13 protein-coding genes and 1 pseudogene are annotated in these 20,096 nt (G+C 41.9%); 5 read left to right on the forward strand and 9 right to left on the reverse strand.

Features of this window, described 5'->3' with window-relative positions; translation table 11 throughout:
• Positions 1-193: 193 nt before the first annotated feature.
• Positions 194-715, reverse strand: a pseudogene (locus tag H5182_RS17615) (OmpA family protein); the annotation flags it as partial.
• Between the two features lie 77 nt (positions 716-792).
• Positions 793-1,587 (reverse strand): ABC transporter substrate-binding protein, encoded by a 795-nt coding sequence (locus tag H5182_RS17620; protein ID WP_149983072.1) that lies wholly within the window; start codon positions 1,585-1,587, stop codon positions 793-795.
• Positions 1,588-1,709: 122 nt separating this feature from the next.
• Between H5182_RS17620 and chrA the strand changes: the two genes are divergently transcribed.
• Positions 1,710-2,858: a chromate efflux transporter gene (gene chrA, locus H5182_RS17625; RefSeq protein WP_149983071.1), complete on the forward strand. Its 1,149-nt coding sequence runs from the start codon at positions 1,710-1,712 to the stop codon at positions 2,856-2,858.
• On the opposite strand, the gene H5182_RS17630 is transcribed toward chrA, so the two are convergent.
• The 3 genes from H5182_RS17630 to speA form a co-directional block, all read right to left on the reverse strand.
• Positions 2,821-4,080 (reverse strand): mechanosensitive ion channel family protein, encoded by a 1,260-nt coding sequence (locus tag H5182_RS17630; RefSeq protein ID WP_145241985.1) that lies wholly within the window; start codon positions 4,078-4,080, stop codon positions 2,821-2,823. The two genes, chrA and H5182_RS17630, sit on opposite strands and share 38 nt — an antisense overlap.
• 140 nt (positions 4,081-4,220) lie before the next feature.
• Complete coding sequence (locus H5182_RS17635; protein ID WP_145241986.1) at positions 4,221-5,102, reverse strand: acyltransferase; 882 nt, start codon at positions 5,100-5,102, stop codon at positions 4,221-4,223.
• A gap of 64 nt (positions 5,103-5,166) precedes the next feature.
• On the reverse strand, positions 5,167-7,044 hold the full coding sequence (gene speA, locus H5182_RS17640) for a biosynthetic arginine decarboxylase (RefSeq protein WP_145241988.1): 1,878 nt from the start codon (positions 7,042-7,044) through the stop codon (positions 5,167-5,169).
• 203 nt (positions 7,045-7,247) lie between these two features.
• Here speA and speE point away from each other — a divergent pair, with 203 nt between their 5' ends.
• Entirely contained in the window at positions 7,248-8,111 is an 864-nt protein-coding gene (gene speE, locus H5182_RS17645; RefSeq protein WP_145241990.1) for a polyamine aminopropyltransferase, read from the forward strand.
• Between the two features lie 228 nt (positions 8,112-8,339).
• On the opposite strand, the gene H5182_RS17650 is transcribed toward speE, so the two are convergent.
• From H5182_RS17650 to H5182_RS17660, 3 genes are all read right to left on the reverse strand, one after another.
• On the reverse strand, positions 8,340-9,941 hold the full coding sequence (locus H5182_RS17650) for a methyl-accepting chemotaxis protein (RefSeq protein ID WP_182732332.1): 1,602 nt from the start codon (positions 9,939-9,941) through the stop codon (positions 8,340-8,342).
• Between the two features lie 67 nt (positions 9,942-10,008).
• Positions 10,009-11,232, reverse strand: coding sequence for a hypothetical protein (locus tag H5182_RS17655; RefSeq protein WP_182760400.1), 1,224 nt, complete (start codon positions 11,230-11,232; stop codon positions 10,009-10,011).
• Positions 11,225-11,854: a methylamine utilization protein gene (locus H5182_RS17660; RefSeq protein ID WP_182760392.1), complete on the reverse strand. Its 630-nt coding sequence runs from the start codon at positions 11,852-11,854 to the stop codon at positions 11,225-11,227. The genes H5182_RS17655 and H5182_RS17660 overlap by 8 nt, the downstream gene beginning before the upstream one ends.
• Before the next feature lie 210 nt (positions 11,855-12,064).
• On the opposite strand from H5182_RS17660, the gene H5182_RS17665 reads away from it, so the two are divergent.
• The 3 genes from H5182_RS17665 (at position 12,065) to H5182_RS17675 (ending at position 18,801) form a co-directional block, all read left to right on the forward strand.
• Positions 12,065-14,107 carry a glycoside hydrolase family 97 protein gene (locus H5182_RS17665; RefSeq protein WP_182760393.1) on the forward strand — a complete coding sequence of 681 codons (2,043 nt, stop codon included), beginning with the start codon at positions 12,065-12,067 and terminating at the stop codon, positions 14,105-14,107.
• A gap of 505 nt (positions 14,108-14,612) precedes the next feature.
• Positions 14,613-17,621: a LodA/GoxA family CTQ-dependent oxidase gene (locus tag H5182_RS17670; RefSeq protein ID WP_182760394.1), complete on the forward strand. Its 3,009-nt coding sequence runs from the start codon at positions 14,613-14,615 to the stop codon at positions 17,619-17,621.
• A 4-nt stretch (positions 17,622-17,625) separates the two neighbouring features.
• Entirely contained in the window at positions 17,626-18,801 is a 1,176-nt protein-coding gene (locus H5182_RS17675) for a tryptophan 7-halogenase (protein WP_182735701.1), read from the forward strand.
• On the opposite strand, the gene envZ is transcribed toward H5182_RS17675, so the two are convergent.
• Positions 18,788-20,092, reverse strand: a complete 1,305-nt coding sequence (gene envZ, locus H5182_RS17680) for a two-component system sensor histidine kinase EnvZ (protein ID WP_145242002.1) — start codon at positions 20,090-20,092, stop codon at positions 18,788-18,790. The genes H5182_RS17675 and envZ overlap by 14 nt on opposite strands.
• Between the last annotated feature and the right edge of the window lie 4 nt (positions 20,093-20,096).

Raw genomic sequence — 20,096 nt, forward strand, 5'->3', positions numbered from 1 at the left:
AGAGGGAAGAGGGAAGAGAGAAGAGGGAAGAAAAAAAGAATAAAAAAAAGGGAGTGAGGGAGAAAATCAAGAAGACAAAACATGAAGAGGGACGAAAAGGAAAAAGGGGAAATGAAAGACTGCACATTAGCGCACGTGGCATGGAGCTTGTATACATTGAAAATTGTCCAAAATAGACCGCAAGAATTAGTCTCACACGCCCAGCTAGAATTTGCTGATTCACTAAGTAACCTTTCACACTCTGCGCACGCTGTTGCGATAACGTCATGTTGTAGCTATCTTTACCTGTGCTATCGGTATGGCCTTCAATACTTAAATAAGTTTTTTCGTACTTATTCATCACTTTAGCAATAGCATCAAGGGTGTTATGAAAGCCAGATGAAATATACGATTGGTCGGTGGCAAAAGTTATATTAGCTGGCATCACTAAACGTAAGTTATCGCCTTCACGCACAACTTCAACACCGGAGCCGGCTAACTCATCACGAAAAGCCGCTTCTTGTTTATCCATATAGTCACCAACCGCAGCGCCGGCTAGTGCGCCAATAGCGGCACCAATGAAGATACGTTTATCATCATGATCTCCGGTTGCCTTACCAAGTACTGCGCCTGTAGCTGCACCAATACCAGCTCCCATTCCTGTGTTGGTGGTCTCACAACCCGTTAATAATAATCCAACAATAGCCGCTGTTAGTAATGGTTTGGTTAAAGTCATGGTATTTCCTTGGTTATTAATTCTTTCATTAACAGCTAGTATGCAAACATTGTAATGAACGAAATATGAAGAAGATGTTAAAAGCTCAGCGCTTGCTCGTTAAGAGGAGGAAGTTCATAGGGAGCAATTAATGTATTTAGCTGACCAGTGGCAGCCATTGTTTTCATTAGCGCATCAACCTGCTGCGCTAATGGGGTTACTGAAAACTGTTTACTTAAAGCGAGATAACCATAGATTATGTCATTAAAACGATACTGCATTTTAACTAGTTTATTGGCTGGCTGATTCAGCACACTCATAGCATGATCCGCGGTATCTTCAACGGCAATAACTAAATCTGCACGCCCTTTCAATAATAGGTTAATAGCTGTGCTTTCTGTTAAAACAGCTATTTTAGTCAGTTCATCGTCTTCATCAAAACGTTTAAAATGTACGGCACCTCGCATAATCGCAATTTTTTTACCATATAAATCGTCATAGTTGTTGATTTGTAATTGGCTATCTTCGCGTGCATAAAATACAAATGACGAGGTTAAAACCATATAAGGTGGGGTTACAAATTGCATTACTTGCTGACGCATAGGTGTGAGGATCAAACCTCCCATCGCATTAACTTCGCCTTGCTCTAACATTCTTACACAGCGTGAAAATGGGCAACCAACCAGCTCTAACTTAAAAGGAAGTTGCTTTTTCATCTCCCGAAAAATATCAACAATCGCGCCTGATACTTCACCATTTTGATTAATTTGGCTATACGGTGGTGCATGATCCACGGCTAACGATATTTTTTGCACAGCCGCATTAGGTTCATTTGCAGCATAGGCATAGTTTATAAAGGCAAAAATTATAAAAATATAAACAATAAATCGCATAACTACTTAACTTTAACAAAGCCTTTTTTACATTGTAGACAGGTACAAAGATTAAAAACCATAAAATTGTCACGAAATTTTGTCATACTTAGCTGTTACGGCAATAAGAAACGAGAGAATTCATGTTACTAGCTATTTTTAAGCAGTTTTTTTTACTTGGTTGCATGAGCTTTGGCGGGCCAGCTGCACATTTAGGTTATTTTAAACGTCATTTTGTTGATAACTTGCAATGGCTCAATGCTCAACGTTATGCACAACTAATCAGTCTTAGTCAGGCTCTGCCTGGACCTGGGTCTAGCCAAGTGGGTTTTGCTATTGGTGTGGAGCGAGCAGGCGTATTAGGCGGTATTGCTGCTTTTGTTGGCTTTACCTTACCTTCCTTTTTGATCATGGCTTTATTAGCGATTAGCGCCCACCAATTTGATGCTATTTACTTTGCAATAGTTGCCGGTTTAAAACTATTTGCCGTAGTAATTGTGGCCGATGCTACGCTGAGTATGGCAAAAAGCTTTTGTACTAGCTGGGTACTCAAAGCGCTTGCTATGTTAAGTACCTTAGTGCTGATCTTATTACCGAGCCTGAGCAGTCAAATATTGGTTCTATTAGCAGCCGCTGCTATTGGCGCAATATGGCCATTGCTTAATCTAGCTCAAAGTAATCAAACAGCAACTAAGCAGCGCACAGTTAACTGGCCTGCACTCATTCTATTTGCACTATTATTGCTAGTGAGCTTTGTCCCACTAGGTTCTCAATTTGCAGATTTTGCACCCTTTTATCAAGCTGGGGCTATGGTTTTTGGCGGCGGTCATGTGGTATTGCCGATACTTCAAGCTGGCTTACCAAGTTTAAACACTGAGCAATTTTTATCAGCTTACGCCAGCGCACAAGCGGTGCCTGGGCCAATGTTCACCATTGCTAGTTATTTAGGCGCAGAGCTTAATAGCGAGCAGCCGCTTGTTGGTGCGGTGATTGCAACCTTACTGATTTTTACTCCTGGTTTTTTATTAATGTTAGCATTTCAAAAAAGCTGGCTGCAATTATCTGAACGCCCCCGCTTTGCCAGCTGTATTGCCGCGCTTAATGCCGCTGTGGTGGGTTTTTTAGCGGCTGCATTGTATTCACCAATTTGGACATCCGCAGTTCACAACATTTGGCATATTGTGATTGTTGTTGCAGCTTTTGCATGGCTAAGGTTAGCAAAGCCACCTATTTGGTGGCTATTAATCGTATTTGTTAGCCTTGGCCTACTTCAGTATTATTTGCCACTTTAATGGTAGGTTTAATAGCGGTTGGGGTGATTGCTGCAGGACTAAATTGCCCCGAGACACTTTGATAAGCGCGTAGGTCAAAAATAGGTAATACCGCAAGTAGATGATCCATGATCTCTGCTTGCAGATGCTCGTACGATATCCAGCGCTTATCTTCACTAAAACAATAAAACTCTATCGGTAAGCCATGATTTAACGGTTGTAACTCCCGCACCATTAATGTCAGTGACGTGTTTATTTTACTGTGCTGCTTTAAATATCCTTCAGCATAACGACGAAATAACCCTAAATTTGATACCGGATCAGGTAAGGTATTCATCTTAATATATTCTTTTAAAGCGATAGTTTGAGAAATCGTTTTAGTCAGCTCGTCATCAGCTAAACGAATGCTATTCATATCTATATTGAGTGAGCGCTTGATCCGACGACCTCCAGATTCTTGCATACCACGCCAGTTTTTAAATGAGCCGGCCACCAGCATATAAGTGGGGATAGTGGTGATAGTGTTATCCCAGTTTCGTACTTTTACGGTATTTAACCCAAGGTCAATTACTTCGCCGTCAGCACCATAGTTATCTACTTGGATCCAATCACCATAGGTTACTAAACGATTTGCTGCAATTTGAATGCTGGCTACAAAACCTAATATAGTGTCTTTGAATACTAACAAGGTCACCGCAGCAATTGCCCCGAAGCCTGAAAGAATATAGGTTGGCGATTTTTCCAGTACGATACTGACAATCAAAATCACACAAATCATAAAGGTAATAAGTTTTACTACTTGGATCAGCCCTTGAATCGGCACTTCGCGAGCAAACTCTAGTTGGTTATAAATGCCACCTGCAATACTTACTATGCTGCTGATGATAAAGCCAACATGAATAATTAATAAAGTTTGGCCAATCGTCTTCAGCACTTCAGCAGCAAATTCAGTAACTGGATAAACACTATCAAATGTTGCTAAGAATAATACACAGCACAACATCCCGGCAAAACGACGATTAAGTTTTGTCAGCATAGGCGCCAATAGCCCAATTCGCTCAGGAGAAAGTTTAGTCACCACCTTTTGAATACCTGGTAGCATTAAACGGCGGGTAAATAAATACACCACTAACAGCGAGAACACTCCAATTGCAGTGGCTGTAAGAGAACTGAATAATACTGTGTCAGGCATACCCTGAAACCAAGGCTGCACAAATTGCTGTAAATGAGTTGGAGTCGTCATGATAATTCTAATTCCTTGCTGCGGGAGGCTCAATAACAGTCATTTTAGCTATATTGATTGTTGCTTAACACTGTAACAAACCCAAAACCAATACAAGCTTAACAGTACTGATTTGGGCCGTTACCTATTAGCATTTGCGACTATGACTTAAGTTTTTGCTCAAACTCGCTAAGCTGTTGTTCTTTCTCTTGCCATAAGCGATTTAATTCTGATTGAAAACGTACTCTAAATTCAGAATCTCCCGTGTAATCACCTATCAACTCTTGGCTTACCGGCATCACTTCTACATAAATATTAATTTGTTTTACTCGTCCACTGGCAAAATCCATAAACGTAGGAATGCCCTCAGGATACTGAATAGTGACATTTACCACTTTAGAGATTTGCTCACCCATAGCTTGCATCACAAACGCCACCCCACCCGCTTTAGGTTTGAGTAAATGAGGAAACGGGCTATTTTGGCGCGAATGTTTTTGCGCTGTAAAGCGAGTACCTTCAACGAAGTTAACCACACTCACCGGCATTTCTTTGAACTTTTCACAGGCTTTACGGGTTGTTTCTAAATCTTTACCACGTAATTTAGGATTCTTTTTTAATTGGCTTTTGCTGGTACGAGTCATAAAAGGGAAGTCGAGCGCCCACCAACATAGCCCCAGAACAGGAACGTATATCAATTCTTTTTTCAAAAAGAAGTTTAAAAATGGAATTTTACGATTAAACACACGCTGTAAAACTAAAATGTCCACCCAGCTCTGATGATTGGCAATCACTAAGTACCAGTCTTTTAGTTTGAGCTCTTCAAGGCCGGTTACACTTAGCTTGGTTGGTGTTAATAACTTTTGATTTAACGTATTAAACGTAACCCAAATAGAGGCGCATTGCTTAGCTGTCCAACTCATTAACTTTTGTAACGGTTTGATAGGGATAAGTTTAATTAGGCCACAAATAAAAATGGGAACAAACCAAATTAGTGTATTTATGGTGTAAAAGAAAATACTAAAAACACAACGGATCCAAGACATTACTACTTAATTCCTTTCATTAAAACTGTTCGGCAATTTAGAATGCAATACAAGAGTATCGCAATTAATCTTCAAAATATGTATACCCTTCAAGGCCCGCATTTAGCTCAGCTAAATACTGCTGCTTAATAGAGTCACTAATGTCGAGTTGCTGTACTGTGGTAGCAAAGTTATCCGAGAAAATATCGCTATCATAATCAACAAACTTTAATACATCCTTAACGCTATCACCCTTGATCGCATTGGTTAGTTGATAACCTTGTTCGGTGAGCTCTACATGGACTGAATCAGTATCACCAAATAAGTTATGCAGATCACCTAAAATCTCCTGGTAAGCTCCCACCATAAACATCGCAATGTGGTATTGTTGCCCAGGTACATATTGTGGAATAGGTAAGCTTGTTTCGATCCCTGCTCCCTCAACATATTCACGAATTTGCCCATCTGAGTCACAGGTAATGTCTTGAATGATAGCGCGTTGCGTTAACGGCTTATCAAGGTTTTCAATCGGCATTACCGGGAATAATTGCTGGATCCCCCAGACATCTGGCAATGACTGAAACAATGAAAAATTCACAAATAATTTGTCGGCTAATTTTTCGTTTAAATCATCCAGTACTTCACGGTGAGCACGCGCATTGCTTAATGACGCTCGCACGCGATGCAAAATAGTAAAATACAGCTGCTCTATTTTCGCCCACTCCAACATACTTACTAAACCATGTACGTATTGGTCATGCGCTTCGCTAAATAAGTGCATTGCATCATGGTAAATTTCTAGCGCCATACGTGGGTTTAAGCGTTGTAAACACTGCCACATTTCATCTAACACTAACGCACTATTTGGCTCAGGTGCACTAGGGTTGCTGTGATTTGGTGCTTGCTCAACATCAATCACATCAGTGATCAGCACTGCGTGGTGAGCAGTTAACGCACGGCCTGATTCAGTAATAATAGCCGGATGCGCTAAGTCATGCTGTTCGCACACTTCAGCAAACGCATTCACCACATTACGAGCATATTCTTCGACTGTGTAGTTCATGGAACAGGCACTGCGCGAGCCAGAACCTTCGTAATCAACGCCTAAACCACCACCTACATCAACGGTATTTAATGGCACACCTAGCTGGCTTAATTCTGCAAAGTGGCGTGAACATTCACGTAAAGCACGATGAATATCGCGAATATTGGCAATTTGTGAGCCTATATGAAAATGTACCATTTGCATTAAATGCAACTTATTGTGTTTTTTGAGTACTTCGACGGCCGTTAATACTTGCCCAGCTGTTAAGCCAAATTTACCTTTTTCGCCACCGGTATTTTGCCACTTCCCTTTACCCACTGAGTTTAAACGGATGCGAATACCAATGGCAGGCTCGATGCCTAGATCTTCAATCTCGGCTAATAACGTTGTTAACTCAGATAGCTTTTCAACTACGATTTTAACTTTATGGCCCATCGCTTGGCCAATACATGCTAAACGTAAAAACTCACTGTCTTTGTATCCATTACAAACAATAGTGATCGGTTGTTTTGCCACACCTAAAATCGCCATTAACTCAGGCTTTGAACCGGCTTCTAAACCGACTAAGCCACTTGGGTGCGCCAATAACTTACTTACTACTGAACGCTGCTGATTTACTTTGATCGGATATACGCAAGTATATTGACCTTGGTAGGCACGGGCATTGCGCGCGCTACTAAATGCGCTGGTCATAGTATCTACACGATTTTGCAAGATATCGGTAAAGCGTACTAATACTGGTAACGTTAAACCCTGCTTTTTAAATTGTTCCGTTAACTCGGTTAATGAAATAGCGGCTTTCGTTTGATCGCCATCTGGGAAAGCAACCAGCTCACCTTGGCTATTAATATCAAAGTAACCATCGCTCCAATGAGCAACGTTATATGTAGAGCGTGCTGTATCTAAACCCCAAGTCATGGCAAATTCTTCTATAGTTAACAAGTTTCGCGGAATCACGCATTTTAGTACGTCATAACCCTCTACGCTAACAAAAAATGACCTTTAAGCCAAAGCTAAGATAAAATATATTCGCTATACTGATAAAATTTCATTGAGCAAAACGCCAAGCACTGGCAGAATTGCCCCTTTTTCATACTCAACTCAAAAGTGTAACTAGCGACATGGCAAATTTAGATCAAAGTAAATGGTTTACAGAAATCAGTGAACGTGACGGCAGTGCGTTTTCTATGCGCATCAACAAAAAGCTAGAAGAACAGCAATCGCCTTTTCAAAAAGTCGAAATGTACGAGACAACAGACTTCGGTAATCTAATGATTATTGACGGTTGTACGATGGTAACTAGCCGTGAAAACTTTTTTTACCATGAAATGATCAGCCACCCTGCACTACTTGCACACCCAAACCCAAAAAATGTAGTTATTATTGGTGGTGGTGACTGCGGCACTTTACGTGAGGTACTCAAGCACCCGGGCGTTGAGTCTGTTACACAAATCGATATCGATGAAGTAGTGACGCAAATGTCACTTAAATACTTCCCTGAGTTATGTGAAGCAAACCAAGATCCCCGCGCTACAGTAATGTTTGACGACGGTATTAAATACATGCGTGAAGCTGCAGCAGAATCAATCGATATCGTGATTGTTGATGGCACTGATCCAGTCGGTCCAGGTGAAGGTTTGTTTAACCATGCCTTTTACACGAGCTGTTTAAATGCACTACGCCCTGGCGGCATTATGGTACAACAAAGTGAATCACCGCTTATGCATATGCCATTACTGGTTGAAATGCGCGATGCGATGACTGATGTAGGCTTTAACGACTTACAAACACTGCCATTCCCACAACCTATTTACCCTAGTGGCTTATGGTCAGTAACACTTGCTCGTAAAGATGAAGCATTCGCCGGTTTTAGAGAAGACGCAGCAGCAGAGCTTGCGCAAACTACAGAGTATTACAATAATGGTATTCACCATGGCGCATTAGCAACACCGAACTTTATGAAGCGCGCTTTCGAAAAAAAGTAAACGTTATACCAATCGTTTTAAGTTACTGACCATTTATAGCGACAGAAAAATACAGTGGTAACAAGGCAAAGATTTTGACATGTAGTTGTTCTACATGAAAAATTACTAACGCAGTTAGCGCTTTATTTAGCGCGCTAGAATGGTTAAATATTTAAGTCGATTGGTATTAGATACTAACAACGCAAAAAAGGGTTCTCTCGAACCCTTTTTTTTGCCTACAGCAAACAATTAAACTTTAAAGCGCTGCACTAGGCGGCTTAATTCATCGGTTAATTGGTTCATTCTTACCGCAACTTCTTCAGTTGAACGTGCCAGCTCGCCACCTTGCATGGTTTGATCGTTCAATGATGATAAATTATGACTGATTTCTTCAGCTACTGCTGTTTGCTCATCGGTAGCTTGGGCTGTTTGCATAGCCATATCATTCACTTTTACTGATGACTCTTGCATCGCATTAAGTACATCATTGGTTTGCGTAAACGAGGCTACGGCTTCATCTGCAAAGCGTTTGCCACCATTAATTGCCGTTAAAGACTGCTCGACACTATTGGCAAACTGCTCAACCATTTTTTGAATATCGTTGGTACTTTCTTGAGTGCGCGTTGCCAAGGTGCGTACTTCATCGGCGACCACCGCAAACCCCCGCCCTTGTTCGCCAGCACGCGCCGCTTCGATAGCAGCATTTAGCGCAAGTAGATTAGTTTGCTCTGCAATCGCGCGGATCACTTCCAGCACTTTAGCTATATTATCAGAGCTTTGTTGCAGTTCGGTTGATTTGTTACTGGCATGTTCCATATTTTCAGATAGCGCGACTATTTTATCACTCGAATTAGCCACAGCCGTTAAACCTTGCTTAGCCAGTTGCTGTGAGTTATCAGCTTCTTTTGAAGACTGCTGCGCCACATTAGCCACTTCGCGACTAGCAACACTCATTTGATGAACCGCACTGACAATTGATTCTGATGCTTGGCTGAGTTTTTGAGTGATCTGATTATTTTGATTTGCGAACTGACTTAAATCAGTACCTAAATGGTTAAGCTCATTAGCTTGGCCTAAAATATCACGGATCAGTTGCTGCAAATTATCTAAAAAACGATTAAATGCCGTTGCCAGCTCGGCAAATTCATCTTGGCTTTCTATCGCTATACGTCCTGTTAAATTACCATCACCAGAGGCAATATCATTAATTCTCGCAGTCACGTAATGCATTTGCTTCGTTAACTGACGTGGGATCACATAACTGAACCAAGCTGAAATGGCTAACAGCACCACCACCATAGTCAGTAAAAACAATTTCGTTGTAGTTATCTTCTCAAGCAATTTTTGTTTTTCTTGTTTCGACGTCAACTCAGCTTGTTCACCTGCTTTATCTAAAATATCGCGCAGCGCTGCAAACTCTGTATTGGCCTGCTGATTTTTTTGCTTGTTTTGCGGGTCGTTGATAAACGCGTTTGATGCTGATAACCATTTTTCAAAGGCACTATCAAAGCCAGTAAACTGCGTCGTTACTTGCGGGTAGGCTGATAAGAAATGTAAATATTGATTAAAACGATCGGTCACTTGCTGTGCGTTTTCTTGATGATCTTGCAGTTCTTCGGCATTACCTATCTTATTGGTTACTAAGTGTAATTCAGCTACCTTAGCTTGGTAGAGATCACGATCACTATTAACCACTACTGAAATAGCATTTAAAAATCGCTCAGATTGTGCTTCTAACGCATCTTTTTGTAAGTTAATTAAGTGCGTGTAGCCTGCTATCAGTACTATTATCGCAATCCCAAGTAACACGATTGGGAGTGAGCTCTTGATTCGAATACTCTGTAAGTTCATTTTTCACCTTTGCATAAAATACAACATCAGCCACACCTTAATATAGTTCAAACTATCTGAATTACCATTAAAAGCGCCACTGAACATTTAAGCTAATTTGTTGCTGTGATAGGTTTTTGGGATTATTCATCGCCATGCGATTATCCGCTTGGCTGTGTAATGCAGAACCTTCAATCCCTAGTTGCCACTGCGGCGTTAATTGATAACGCCAGGTCGCGGTTATACCTTCACCTTCACTGGCATTAGGATCAAATTGCCAGTCGTCATGATCGGTTACCTCAAAATAATCATAACGCATTGAAATGCGATGCTTGGCCATTTTATGACTTACTAATACAAAGTGACTATAGAAGCTATTATTTACACCGCGTTTAGCACCCATAGCGGTAGTGCCCGACATCATTTGCGCAATTAAGCGCGTATTCGCAGTAAATTTATATAGCCACGCGACGCTGCTAAAACGAGTATCCCATGCATATTGCCCAGTACTTCTATTTAGTGCTGCAGGATCGCCATTATTATCGTAATAATAAAAACGAAATTGTGATTTTTTTAAATAATCCCAGTGAATTCCTGCATAATAACCAAAGCGCCCATCAACCTCTTCAAAGGGCAATACCTGATTTGCCTGATACTGAAGTGCGGTGGTATTAAATGAAGCGATTGGTGCAAACGCAATACTTTCATTAAAGGTCGTTTGGCGGTCATGCATTGCAAAGCCACGCCAAGCTAGTAATGTTCCTGCAGGATCATTACCTTTAAATGTCGCGCCAACCAATGCAAAGCTATGGGTACTGTTAAAGCTGCGCCCTGGCCGCTTGATAGTGGCCTCAACCCCAACGGTACGTACCTCTTCACCTATCCATGAGTTTATTGCTGAGTTAGTGTAATTATATGGTGAAAGCCAGCCCATATCTGGATTTTCTAATGATAATAACGGGTAAAAACCACCTACCCGCAGATGCCATTTATAGTTACTCGCTGTTAGCGGCTTATATTGCAAATATGCTTGGCTAAAACCTAAAGTCGGCTGTGGATCTTGATAAGCATTAATAACCCCATGTGCTGACCAAGCGGTGGTTAAATCAGTTCTAAAATCAACGACTCCCTGAGAGAGAACAATGACATCATTGTCACTATCGTACCGGTATAGCCCTACGCCACCTTGTTGCCAACTTACGTATTGATCACCCTGAACTGCACTTAGTTGCACTAAGCCCTTTACTTGTGCAAAAGCATTGCACGTTAATGTTAGCCCCACTACACCTAGGTAAAAGCAAGCTTTATTCATAATCGTCAAATTCATCAACGCCCACCGCAACACGAGAAATAATCGCCTGTTTTATTTGATAAACAACCGGCGCACTAGTGAGTGAAATGGCTTTGCTTTCAGTTTTGCTGATGTCACTAAATTCGGAGTGCCAAATATTGAGTGTAAAATCTCCGGCCTCAAGCGCCAGCTCAATTTGTCCTTTTTCATTGGTCATTGCGTAATACGGACTATCAACCACCACAATATACCCCAACATCCAATCATGAATATTACAGCCTAATTCAACTACGCCCGTTTGCTCAAAACTGATCGGATCCTGTGGTTGCTCTCGGTATAGCTTTAGCTCAAACGATTTAGCTTTGGAAAACGAATACACGTGGTGCATGATTGAATCTGCATTTGGAAACTCAACTTGAGCATTTTGCGGTACCACCAACACATGGGGAATAAACTGCCGGTCTTTTTGAGTCATTATAAAGGGTATAGTTGGCGCGGGGAATTCAACACTTTTATCCGCAGGCGTTAACCAGACGACGGCATTAGCGAGCGGTTTTTGCTGTTGATCATTAATGGTGATAGTACCAGCGTAACTATTAAAAACCATTAAACACAATGAAAGAATGAAGGTCTGCTTTAACATTTTAATATCTTCTTATTTAACTTCATTCATTATAAACCAATTAGATTAATCTTTTGTTAATTATATTCTGTTAAAAATATCTCGTTAATTATTTTTCAATATTTAACCTAAGCTAACTAATGAGCTGAATACGTATGCAGTCATCTCGTAATCTAGGCCCTTGCGCTTTATGCTAAATGCTTCAATTAGGTTACACCTCAAGGAACAGCTATGCGATTACCTTTGCTACTTCTGCTTGGACTTTCAAGTGCTTGTTTTGCTAAAGACGCGACGATTCAATCCCCAAACGGAAATATAACAATAACCATTTCGGATCAGCAAGCTACACCAAGTTATAAAATCAGCTTTAACGGCAAAGATGTTATTGAAAATTCAGCTCTTGGCTTCGAATTTAAACAACAAGCCGCCTTTGCTGAAGGTTTTACAATAACCGACGTCAACAACTCCCAACATAACAGCCAATGGCAGCAACCTTGGGGTGAACGCCAAACTATTATAGATAAACATAATGAGCTCGCGGTTACGTTTAAAAAGCCAGCGCCACAAGGCGGCACTTACACGGTTCGTTTTCGAGCTTTTAATGATGGCGTCGGTTTTCGTTACGAAGTACCTAAACAAGCTGGATTTGAAAATATTGAAATCACTAAGGAGCTAACCGAATTTGCAATTAGTGGTGCGGATAAAGCCACCGCATGGTGGATCCCAGCTCGTGGTTGGAACCGTTATGAATATGTTTATAACACCACTCCACTGCAACAAGCTGCTCTTGCACATACTCCATTTACCTTTAAAAACGCTGATGGCGTCCATGTGAGCATTCACGAAGCTGCATTAGTTGATTATGCAGGGATGGTGCTCAATCAACGTCGCCCAGGGACTTTACAAGCCGACTTAACGCCTTGGTCTGATGGTGTTGCGGTTAAAAAACACGGCGCATTTAATACTCCGTGGCGCACCATTCAAATTGGTGACAAAGCCGTTGATTTGATCAACTCAGATATTATTTTAAACCTCAACGAACCAAATAAACTCGGTGATGTATCGTGGGTTAAACCAGGTAAATATGTCGGTATTTGGTGGGGCATGCATATCAATGAGAACACTTGGGGCAGCGGTGAAAAGCACGGTGCGACCACCAAAGAAACCAAGCGTTACATGGATTTTGCAGCTAAATACGGTTTTGATGGGGTACTTGTCGAGGGCTGGAATATTGGCTGGGATGGCGACTGGTTCTTCAATGGTGATGTTTTTAGTTTTACCAAACCTTACGCTGACTTTGATATTGCAGAGCTAACTCGCTATGGCAAAGAAAAAGGCGTACAGCTGATTGGCCACCACGAAACGTCTGGCAACGTAACCAACTACCGCAACCAGATGGAAGACGCCTACGCACTGTACGAAAAATCTAACGTTAGCCAAGTAAAAACAGGTTACGTAGCAGATGGCGGCAACATCAAACGCATTGATGAAAACGGCATTGCTCGCCATGAGTGGCACGATGGCCAATTTATGGTTAATGAATACCTACACAGCGTGCAACTGGCTGCAAAACATAAAATCAGTATTAACACCCATGAACCGATAAAAGACACAGGTCTGCGCCGTACTTATCCGAACTGGATAGCCCGCGAAGGTGCTCGCGGCCAAGAGTTTAATGCATGGGGCACACCGCCAAATCCACCAGAGCATATTCCAATGCTCGCCTTTACCCGTATGTTAGCTGGGCCAATGGACTTTACACCGGGCATTTTTGATATGAGTTTTAATGGATTAGGTGGTGATACAAATCGTCCACAAACCACACTTGCGAAACAACTCGCGTTATATGTCGTAATGTATAGTCCAATCCAAATGGCCGCTGATCTTCCGCGTAACTATTTAGCCAAACCGGACGCATTTAAATTTATTCAAGACGTACCAACAGATTGGCAACAAAGTATCGCACTAGCGGGGGAGGTTGGCGATTACGTGGTGTTTGCTCGCAAAGAGCGTAAGCGTGATAACTACTCTGGTAACGACTGGTTTTTAGGAGCAGTAACCGATGAGCAAGCTCGCAGCATAGAGATAAAACTCGACTTCTTAGAGCAAGGTAAAAAGTTTGAGGCACAAATTTATCGTGATGGTAATAATGCTGAATGGAAAAACAACCCATACGATTTAAAAATCGAAAAGCGCATAGTCACAGCTGCTGATAAGTTAACGCTTAAACTTGCCACCAGCGGCGGCACAGCAATTAGATTTAAAGCTTTATAATAGCGCGAAGTCGATAGTGAAAATAGGAGGCGTGAGTTTCTCTCGCGTCTTCTTTTTAATAAACAACCGGCAAATAAAGAGCTTCCAATTTATACTGTTAACGTATGAGTTAACCCTTAAAATAATTGTTCAATGCTACAGTTCATGACTTCATTAAACTGTTGGCATCATCATTACTGCGACCAAAAGCAACTATGCTTATATTGATGGCTCTGTTGTATCACCCCCTGAAAATACCTAACACATCCTATAAATAGCACGTGAAATACCGTGTAATAGTTTTATTTCCATTATTGCTCTACTTTTACAGATTAAAAAGTTAGTTAATTAGTAACAGTAGGAATACCAAGCATGGCTGTGAGCCATATATTTAATAATTTTGAAAAATTACGCAGCACTAATAAACAACTAAATGTTCAGTCAGCTTAATAATAGTGAACTTGCTTAAAAGGACTTTTAGAGCTAATACCTCTAGAGCCGCTTCAATACTATAAGGAATATAATAATGGCTAAGAAACCCAAAAATCGCAGTATTAAAACGCTAGCAACTGCTAACAATGTGCCATGTTGGTCAAATGACAAAGATGTTGAACTAGCCTGCCAGCGGTTAACTGAAATGTTTGTTGGCCTTGGTCAAGTGCCGCGTATAGACAAAGGTCAACAGCCAGCACAACGAGCTGTATTTAGAAAGCAACATGGCATCGCTTACGGCCACTTTATTATCAATCCAGATATAGACCCACAATTTAAAATTGGCATTTTTGCAGGCAAAGAATACGAATGTGCAGTTCGCTTTTCAAGTGATACGTTACCATCTTCACCAGATTTGCACAGCACATTAGGATTGGCAGTGAAGCTCTTTGGAGTAGATGGGCCAAAGCTGATTGGCGAAGGTGATACCGCAGATTTTATTTTTCAAAACATGGATCGATTTTTCACAAAAAATGCGCAACAGATGTGCCAATTCACCACTGCAGGCGTGATCGATAAAAACTATGATGCCTATATAAATAATCCAAAACACATACAAACAGCCAATATTTTACAGGCTATGCAAAAAGTTGAAGCAAGCTGTTTAAGCGCTAATTATTGGGCAATATTACCGTTCAAATTAGGCGAACAAGAGATTGTAAAATATCGCTTAGTGCCTGAAGGCAGTGAACTTGGCGCACCCAGTGTCGATAATAATTACCTCGCTTTAGATTTGCAGCGACGTTTACGTCAAGGCAGTGCAACATTTCGCTTTGAAGTACAATTAAGAACAAACCCAAAAACAATGCCACTTGATAATGCACAAGCCGTGTGGAGCTGTGAAGAAAGCCCATACGTATGTATTGCACGGCTGCATTTAGCACAACAAAATATTACCGCGATTGGTCAAGCTGAGCTTGGTAATAACTTAGCGTTTAATATTTGGCGTACTTTAGCCGCCCATGAGCCTCTAGGTAGCATTGCATTGGCTCGAAAGTCAGCCTATGCGGCCAGTGCTCATGCCCGACATACAGCCAACGGTCAGCAGCTACAAGAGCCTAAACAGTTAAGTGAATTTAAGCCACAGCAAGATCAAGATACTGACTCTGAGTGTATTGTTTATGCCGGTATTTATCCGCCTATTGGTGTAATGCGCGTGGGTAATAGTAAAAAAGGCTACTTTATTGGCCCGCAACAACCGCAGCCCATAGCTCATACTGATGAATACAGTTACCGAGATAAAACAGGTGCATTAAAGCGCCAAGCAGCTGAGTTTAGAATTTACGGTTTTAATGCCGCTGGTAAAGCGATAAAAGAACTAACCCTCGATAATGCAGACATTACTTGGCATGCTGAATTAGCAAATCAAAAAGCCTGCTGGTACGAATTTCAAATTGCTTTAGATATTCCAGAAGCCGCAGATGCGCCGCCATCGTTACTGCGTAATAACAATGTAGCCGATCGTAGCAAGCTGTTAATCAAAGGGGGCAAACACAGTATAAGCGGCAAAAACGTAAAATCTAAGCATGAGTTTATTGGCCAATTTATGGATCAGGATGTGTACTTAGGCGAAATGCGCAGTGATCAATACGGTCGCTTACTAATGCTCGGTGGTCATGGCGTGTCACGCAACGTAAACGGCGATATAGCCATTACCTTTGCAAATAATGAAGGCTGGTATGATGACACCTCAGATGGCCCAATTACAGCAGAGGTTGTATATCAGGGGATATCGCTAAGAGTAGAACCCGCTTGGGTTATTTGCGCGCCACCGGATTATGCACCGATGCAAAAATCAGTACGCACCATGTGGGATTTAATGCGCGACGTTGCTGTAGATGCTGGTATGCTGGCAAGACCACAGCGACCTTCTTTTACTAACGACATTCAACCCATATTTGCCCGAATGACGGATTTACAATGGGTTAATGACGGATTTGCTGGCGCATTTGGCTGGGGGGGTCAGTTTAATTACACCACGAATGAATGGCTAGAAAAGCTTAGCGATCCCTCTCCTGCCTATCAGGAATTACGCCGTACACTGTCTAATAACTTTCGTCGTTTTGATGTTCCCGGTGCGCAAGCTCCACAACTATGGCCTTGGCTGTATGGCGATGCGATTAGCATTCCTCCCACGGGCTCAGTGCGCCAGCATGCAACGCTATCAAATTTGCATTTAAGCTTTTTAGAGCAATGGGTGAAAGGTGATTTTATTAATGATTACACCCCTCAATCAGCTTGTCCGGCACATGCAAATGTAACCGCGTTAGATGATTATCCAATTGCTGAGCAGCCAGAACTACTTACTCGCGGCGCGATGGAGTTTTGCCTTGCTGATGCATTTCACCCGGGCTGTGAAATGACTTGGCCAATGCGAACTGCAGGCATGTATATGTCGGCATTTCGACTCAAACACGCCCAAGCCGACTTACAAAGTGACCGTTACTATTATGGTCCTGTGATGAATAGCGACGTTTATACCCTCGCGCAAGGACCTTTATTTGGTGGTCAAGTAGCAGGCGGGATAACACGCTGGATGGCTATTCCTTGGCAAACTGATACCGCGAGCTGTAGAGATGGCTACAGCTCTGAGTACGATCCATTTTTACCGACATTTTGGCCTGCTCGAGTGCCAAATCAAATAATGAATCAGTTCCGCTATCAACAAGTGCTTGATACCTCATTACCTGACAGTACTCGTCAACAGGCTTTTGCTTATCGTACTGATTGGCTTGATGATTTACCTCTGCACGGTAATCCTGCCACATATACAAACCAAATCAATAGTATGATAGACAACTTTGCTGAACTTGCGATTGTACAACCGCATATCGGCGTAATAGGCGATGCACAATTTCCTAGCGCAATGCAGGTTGGTATATTGCCCAACAATCCACAAGATGAGGCACAAGTTAACTTAGCGAGTAAAGCGATAAAGCATACAAAAGCGACTCTCTCGGCTGAGCATGCTTCACATCGTAGTCAAACCAACTTAGGTGTTACTGAAAAAGCGAGCCGCTTTCATCGCAACAAAGGACGCTAAAGCAATGCTGCAAGAGACCGAATTACAAACGGATGTTGTGATCATTGGTGCAGGTGTGGCAGGCTGTATCGCCGCACTTGCTTTATGTGATTCATATCAAGTTACTTTGATTGATAAGTCTGAGATGCCCGAAGAGCGAATTGGTGAATGCTTAGCACCTGCCGCACGGCGTATTTTACAACAGTTAGATTTGTTAACTGAATTTGAAAACCAACTGGTGGCCAACGTACTTACCCCACAGCATTTACACAATGCAGGATTGCAAATAAGTTGGGGCCAATCAACACCCTATGTTACTGATAATCTCAGTAACCCGGATGGTTTGGGTTGGCGCTTGGATCGTCAAGTATTTGAGAGCTTTTTACGCGAAAAAGCGCTGCAACGGGGTGTCCGCTGTATTTGGCCTGCCAAATTAGCACACAGCGAATACCAAGGGCAACGCTGGCAAATAACACTAACACAGTTACAACAAGAGCAAACAATCAACATTGCGAGTCAATTCGTAATTGATGCCACAGGCCGAGAGGCTCATTTTGCAAAAAAATACACCGCTCGCAAACAACATGACCGTCTAATATCTTGCTGGGCAACCGTGGCTAATACTATTGAAAATCAACTAGGCAGCATTTGTGCCACGCAAAACGGCTGGTGGTACAGTGCACCATTACCAAACCAACGTCGTGTTTTAGCATTTCAAACGGATCCGGATTTGCTGACCAAAGGCTTACAACGTGATACAAAGTTATTTACTCAACATGCGCAATGTTATGCCAATCAAGCGAAGATTCTCGATGTATGCCAACAGCCAATAACACTGCACGGTATCGTCAGCGCGAACTCCACTCGCTTAGAATGTTTTGCAGGCCAACAATGGGCCGCTTTAGGTGATGCAGCACTGAGCTTTGATCCAATCTCATCGCAAGGAATTTTTAATGCTATGGCAAGTGCGATGCAACTTGCCGATCTGATGAAAAAACTCGAGATAGTCAATAAAATAGAACACGATAGCCAGCTACAATTTAAAAAACTATACCAGCAACAAATAGAACAGATTTGGCATCGTTATTTAGATCACAAACGCTATTTTTACGCTCAAGAGCAACGCTGGTCAAACAGTCCTTTTTGGCAGCGCAGACAGCAGCCGAGTAGTATAAAAGTATATACGGCTAACTCACTTTGACTGGTAAATAAACCTCAGCATTTAAACCGCCTTCAGGGCGATTAACCAGTTTTACTTTACCACCATGCATATCAACTATGCGCTTAATGATCGCAAGCCCTAACCCACTACCTTCACTGCCTCGCGCAGCATCGCCTTGTTTAAAAGGTTCAAATACCGTTTCAAGTTCACTTTCAGGAATACCTGGGCCATGATCTTTTACAATCACCATAGCGTATTTTTTATCACGACTTAGCGCAGTTTCAACATCAATATCACCATCCGAATAACGGATCGCATTTTCAATCATGTTGGTAATAACTCGCTTGATTGCCACCATACTTAAAGGAATATTACTAATACTAGGATTTTCGCTAAAAGTGATAGTGCGTTGATGTTTTTGTTCTGAATGCACCACTTCTGACACTATCGCGTTGAGATCTTCAAGCGCTAACTCCTCACGTTTGTGATGACGCAAATACTCAATAAACTGATCAATAATGGCATTCATGTCTTCAATATCGTAGATGATCCCTTCACGCAGATAATCTTCTTCATCCGACATCATTTCGGTAGCAAGGCGAATGCGCGTCAGCGGCGTACGTAAATCATGAGACACCCCAGCCATAAGTAGACGGCGATCGTTCTCAAGCGCTGCTATACCACGTGACATTTGATTAAATGCGCGGGTTACTTCGATGACTTCAGTTGAGCCGTGTTCCTCTAATTTTGTAGAAAAATCTCCAACCCCTACTTTTACCGCCGCTTGTTGTAGCGCTTTTAAAGGTCGATTCAAATGACGTGCGAACAGCCAACCACCGAGTACACTTAAAAAGCCGATACTAGATAAATAAAAGGTTAGAAATTCGAGATTATTTTCTTTAAAACCAGTTAGCGGTACTTTAACCCAGTAACCCGGTGCTTGCGGCGCTTCTACCCAATAAACAAGCGGATCTGTTTGGCTAATACGCACTCGGGCTGAACCATGCAGTTGCTCAGACATACTACGCGACAACATCGAATATTCACGAGTTTGCGCCAAACCTTCGCTCATCGCTTGGCGCTGGGTCATAACTTCGATACCGGTTATTTCAAAAAACTTTTCAGACACCTCATCACTTATTTCAACGCCATCTTCCCAGTCTATAAACACAGTTTTGATTTGTTTTGCGAGAATAAGGTTAACTTGCTCAATAGTAGGCTTAACTACGTAAAGGCTAACCGTGATGTAAGACACTACTTGGTTGATCAACAATAGTGCCGCAACTAAAAACACCGTTTGTCCAAATGCACTTTTGGGAAACATACTCATTATA

It is taken from the genome of Pseudoalteromonas sp. SG44-17, from assembly GCF_014164235.1.
Lineage (GTDB): Bacteria > Pseudomonadota > Gammaproteobacteria > Enterobacterales > Alteromonadaceae > Pseudoalteromonas > Pseudoalteromonas rhizosphaerae.

Excerpts from the sequence above, each read along its gene's own strand:
- H5182_RS17620 (WP_149983072.1), bottom strand. The coding sequence starts at position 1,587 with ATGCGATTTATTGTTTATATTTTTATAATTTTTGCCTTTATAAACTAT.
- chrA (WP_149983071.1), top strand. The coding sequence starts at position 1,710 with ATGTTACTAGCTATTTTTAAGCAGTTTTTTTTACTTGGTTGCATGAGC.
- H5182_RS17630 (WP_145241985.1), bottom strand. The coding sequence starts at position 4,080 with ATGACGACTCCAACTCATTTACAGCAATTTGTGCAGCCTTGGTTTCAG.
- H5182_RS17635 (WP_145241986.1), bottom strand. The coding sequence starts at position 5,102 with ATGTCTTGGATCCGTTGTGTTTTTAGTATTTTCTTTTACACCATAAAT.
- speA (WP_145241988.1), bottom strand. The coding sequence starts at position 7,044 with ATGACTTGGGGTTTAGATACAGCACGCTCTACATATAACGTTGCTCAT.
- speE (WP_145241990.1), top strand. The coding sequence starts at position 7,248 with ATGGCAAATTTAGATCAAAGTAAATGGTTTACAGAAATCAGTGAACGT.
- H5182_RS17650 (WP_182732332.1), bottom strand. The coding sequence starts at position 9,941 with ATGAACTTACAGAGTATTCGAATCAAGAGCTCACTCCCAATCGTGTTA.
- H5182_RS17655 (WP_182760400.1), bottom strand. The coding sequence starts at position 11,232 with ATGAATAAAGCTTGCTTTTACCTAGGTGTAGTGGGGCTAACATTAACG.
- H5182_RS17660 (WP_182760392.1), bottom strand. The coding sequence starts at position 11,854 with ATGTTAAAGCAGACCTTCATTCTTTCATTGTGTTTAATGGTTTTTAAT.
- H5182_RS17665 (WP_182760393.1), top strand. The coding sequence starts at position 12,065 with ATGCGATTACCTTTGCTACTTCTGCTTGGACTTTCAAGTGCTTGTTTT.
- H5182_RS17670 (WP_182760394.1), top strand. The coding sequence starts at position 14,613 with ATGGCTAAGAAACCCAAAAATCGCAGTATTAAAACGCTAGCAACTGCT.
- H5182_RS17675 (WP_182735701.1), top strand. The coding sequence starts at position 17,626 with ATGCTGCAAGAGACCGAATTACAAACGGATGTTGTGATCATTGGTGCA.
- envZ (WP_145242002.1), bottom strand. The coding sequence starts at position 20,092 with ATGAGTATGTTTCCCAAAAGTGCATTTGGACAAACGGTGTTTTTAGTT.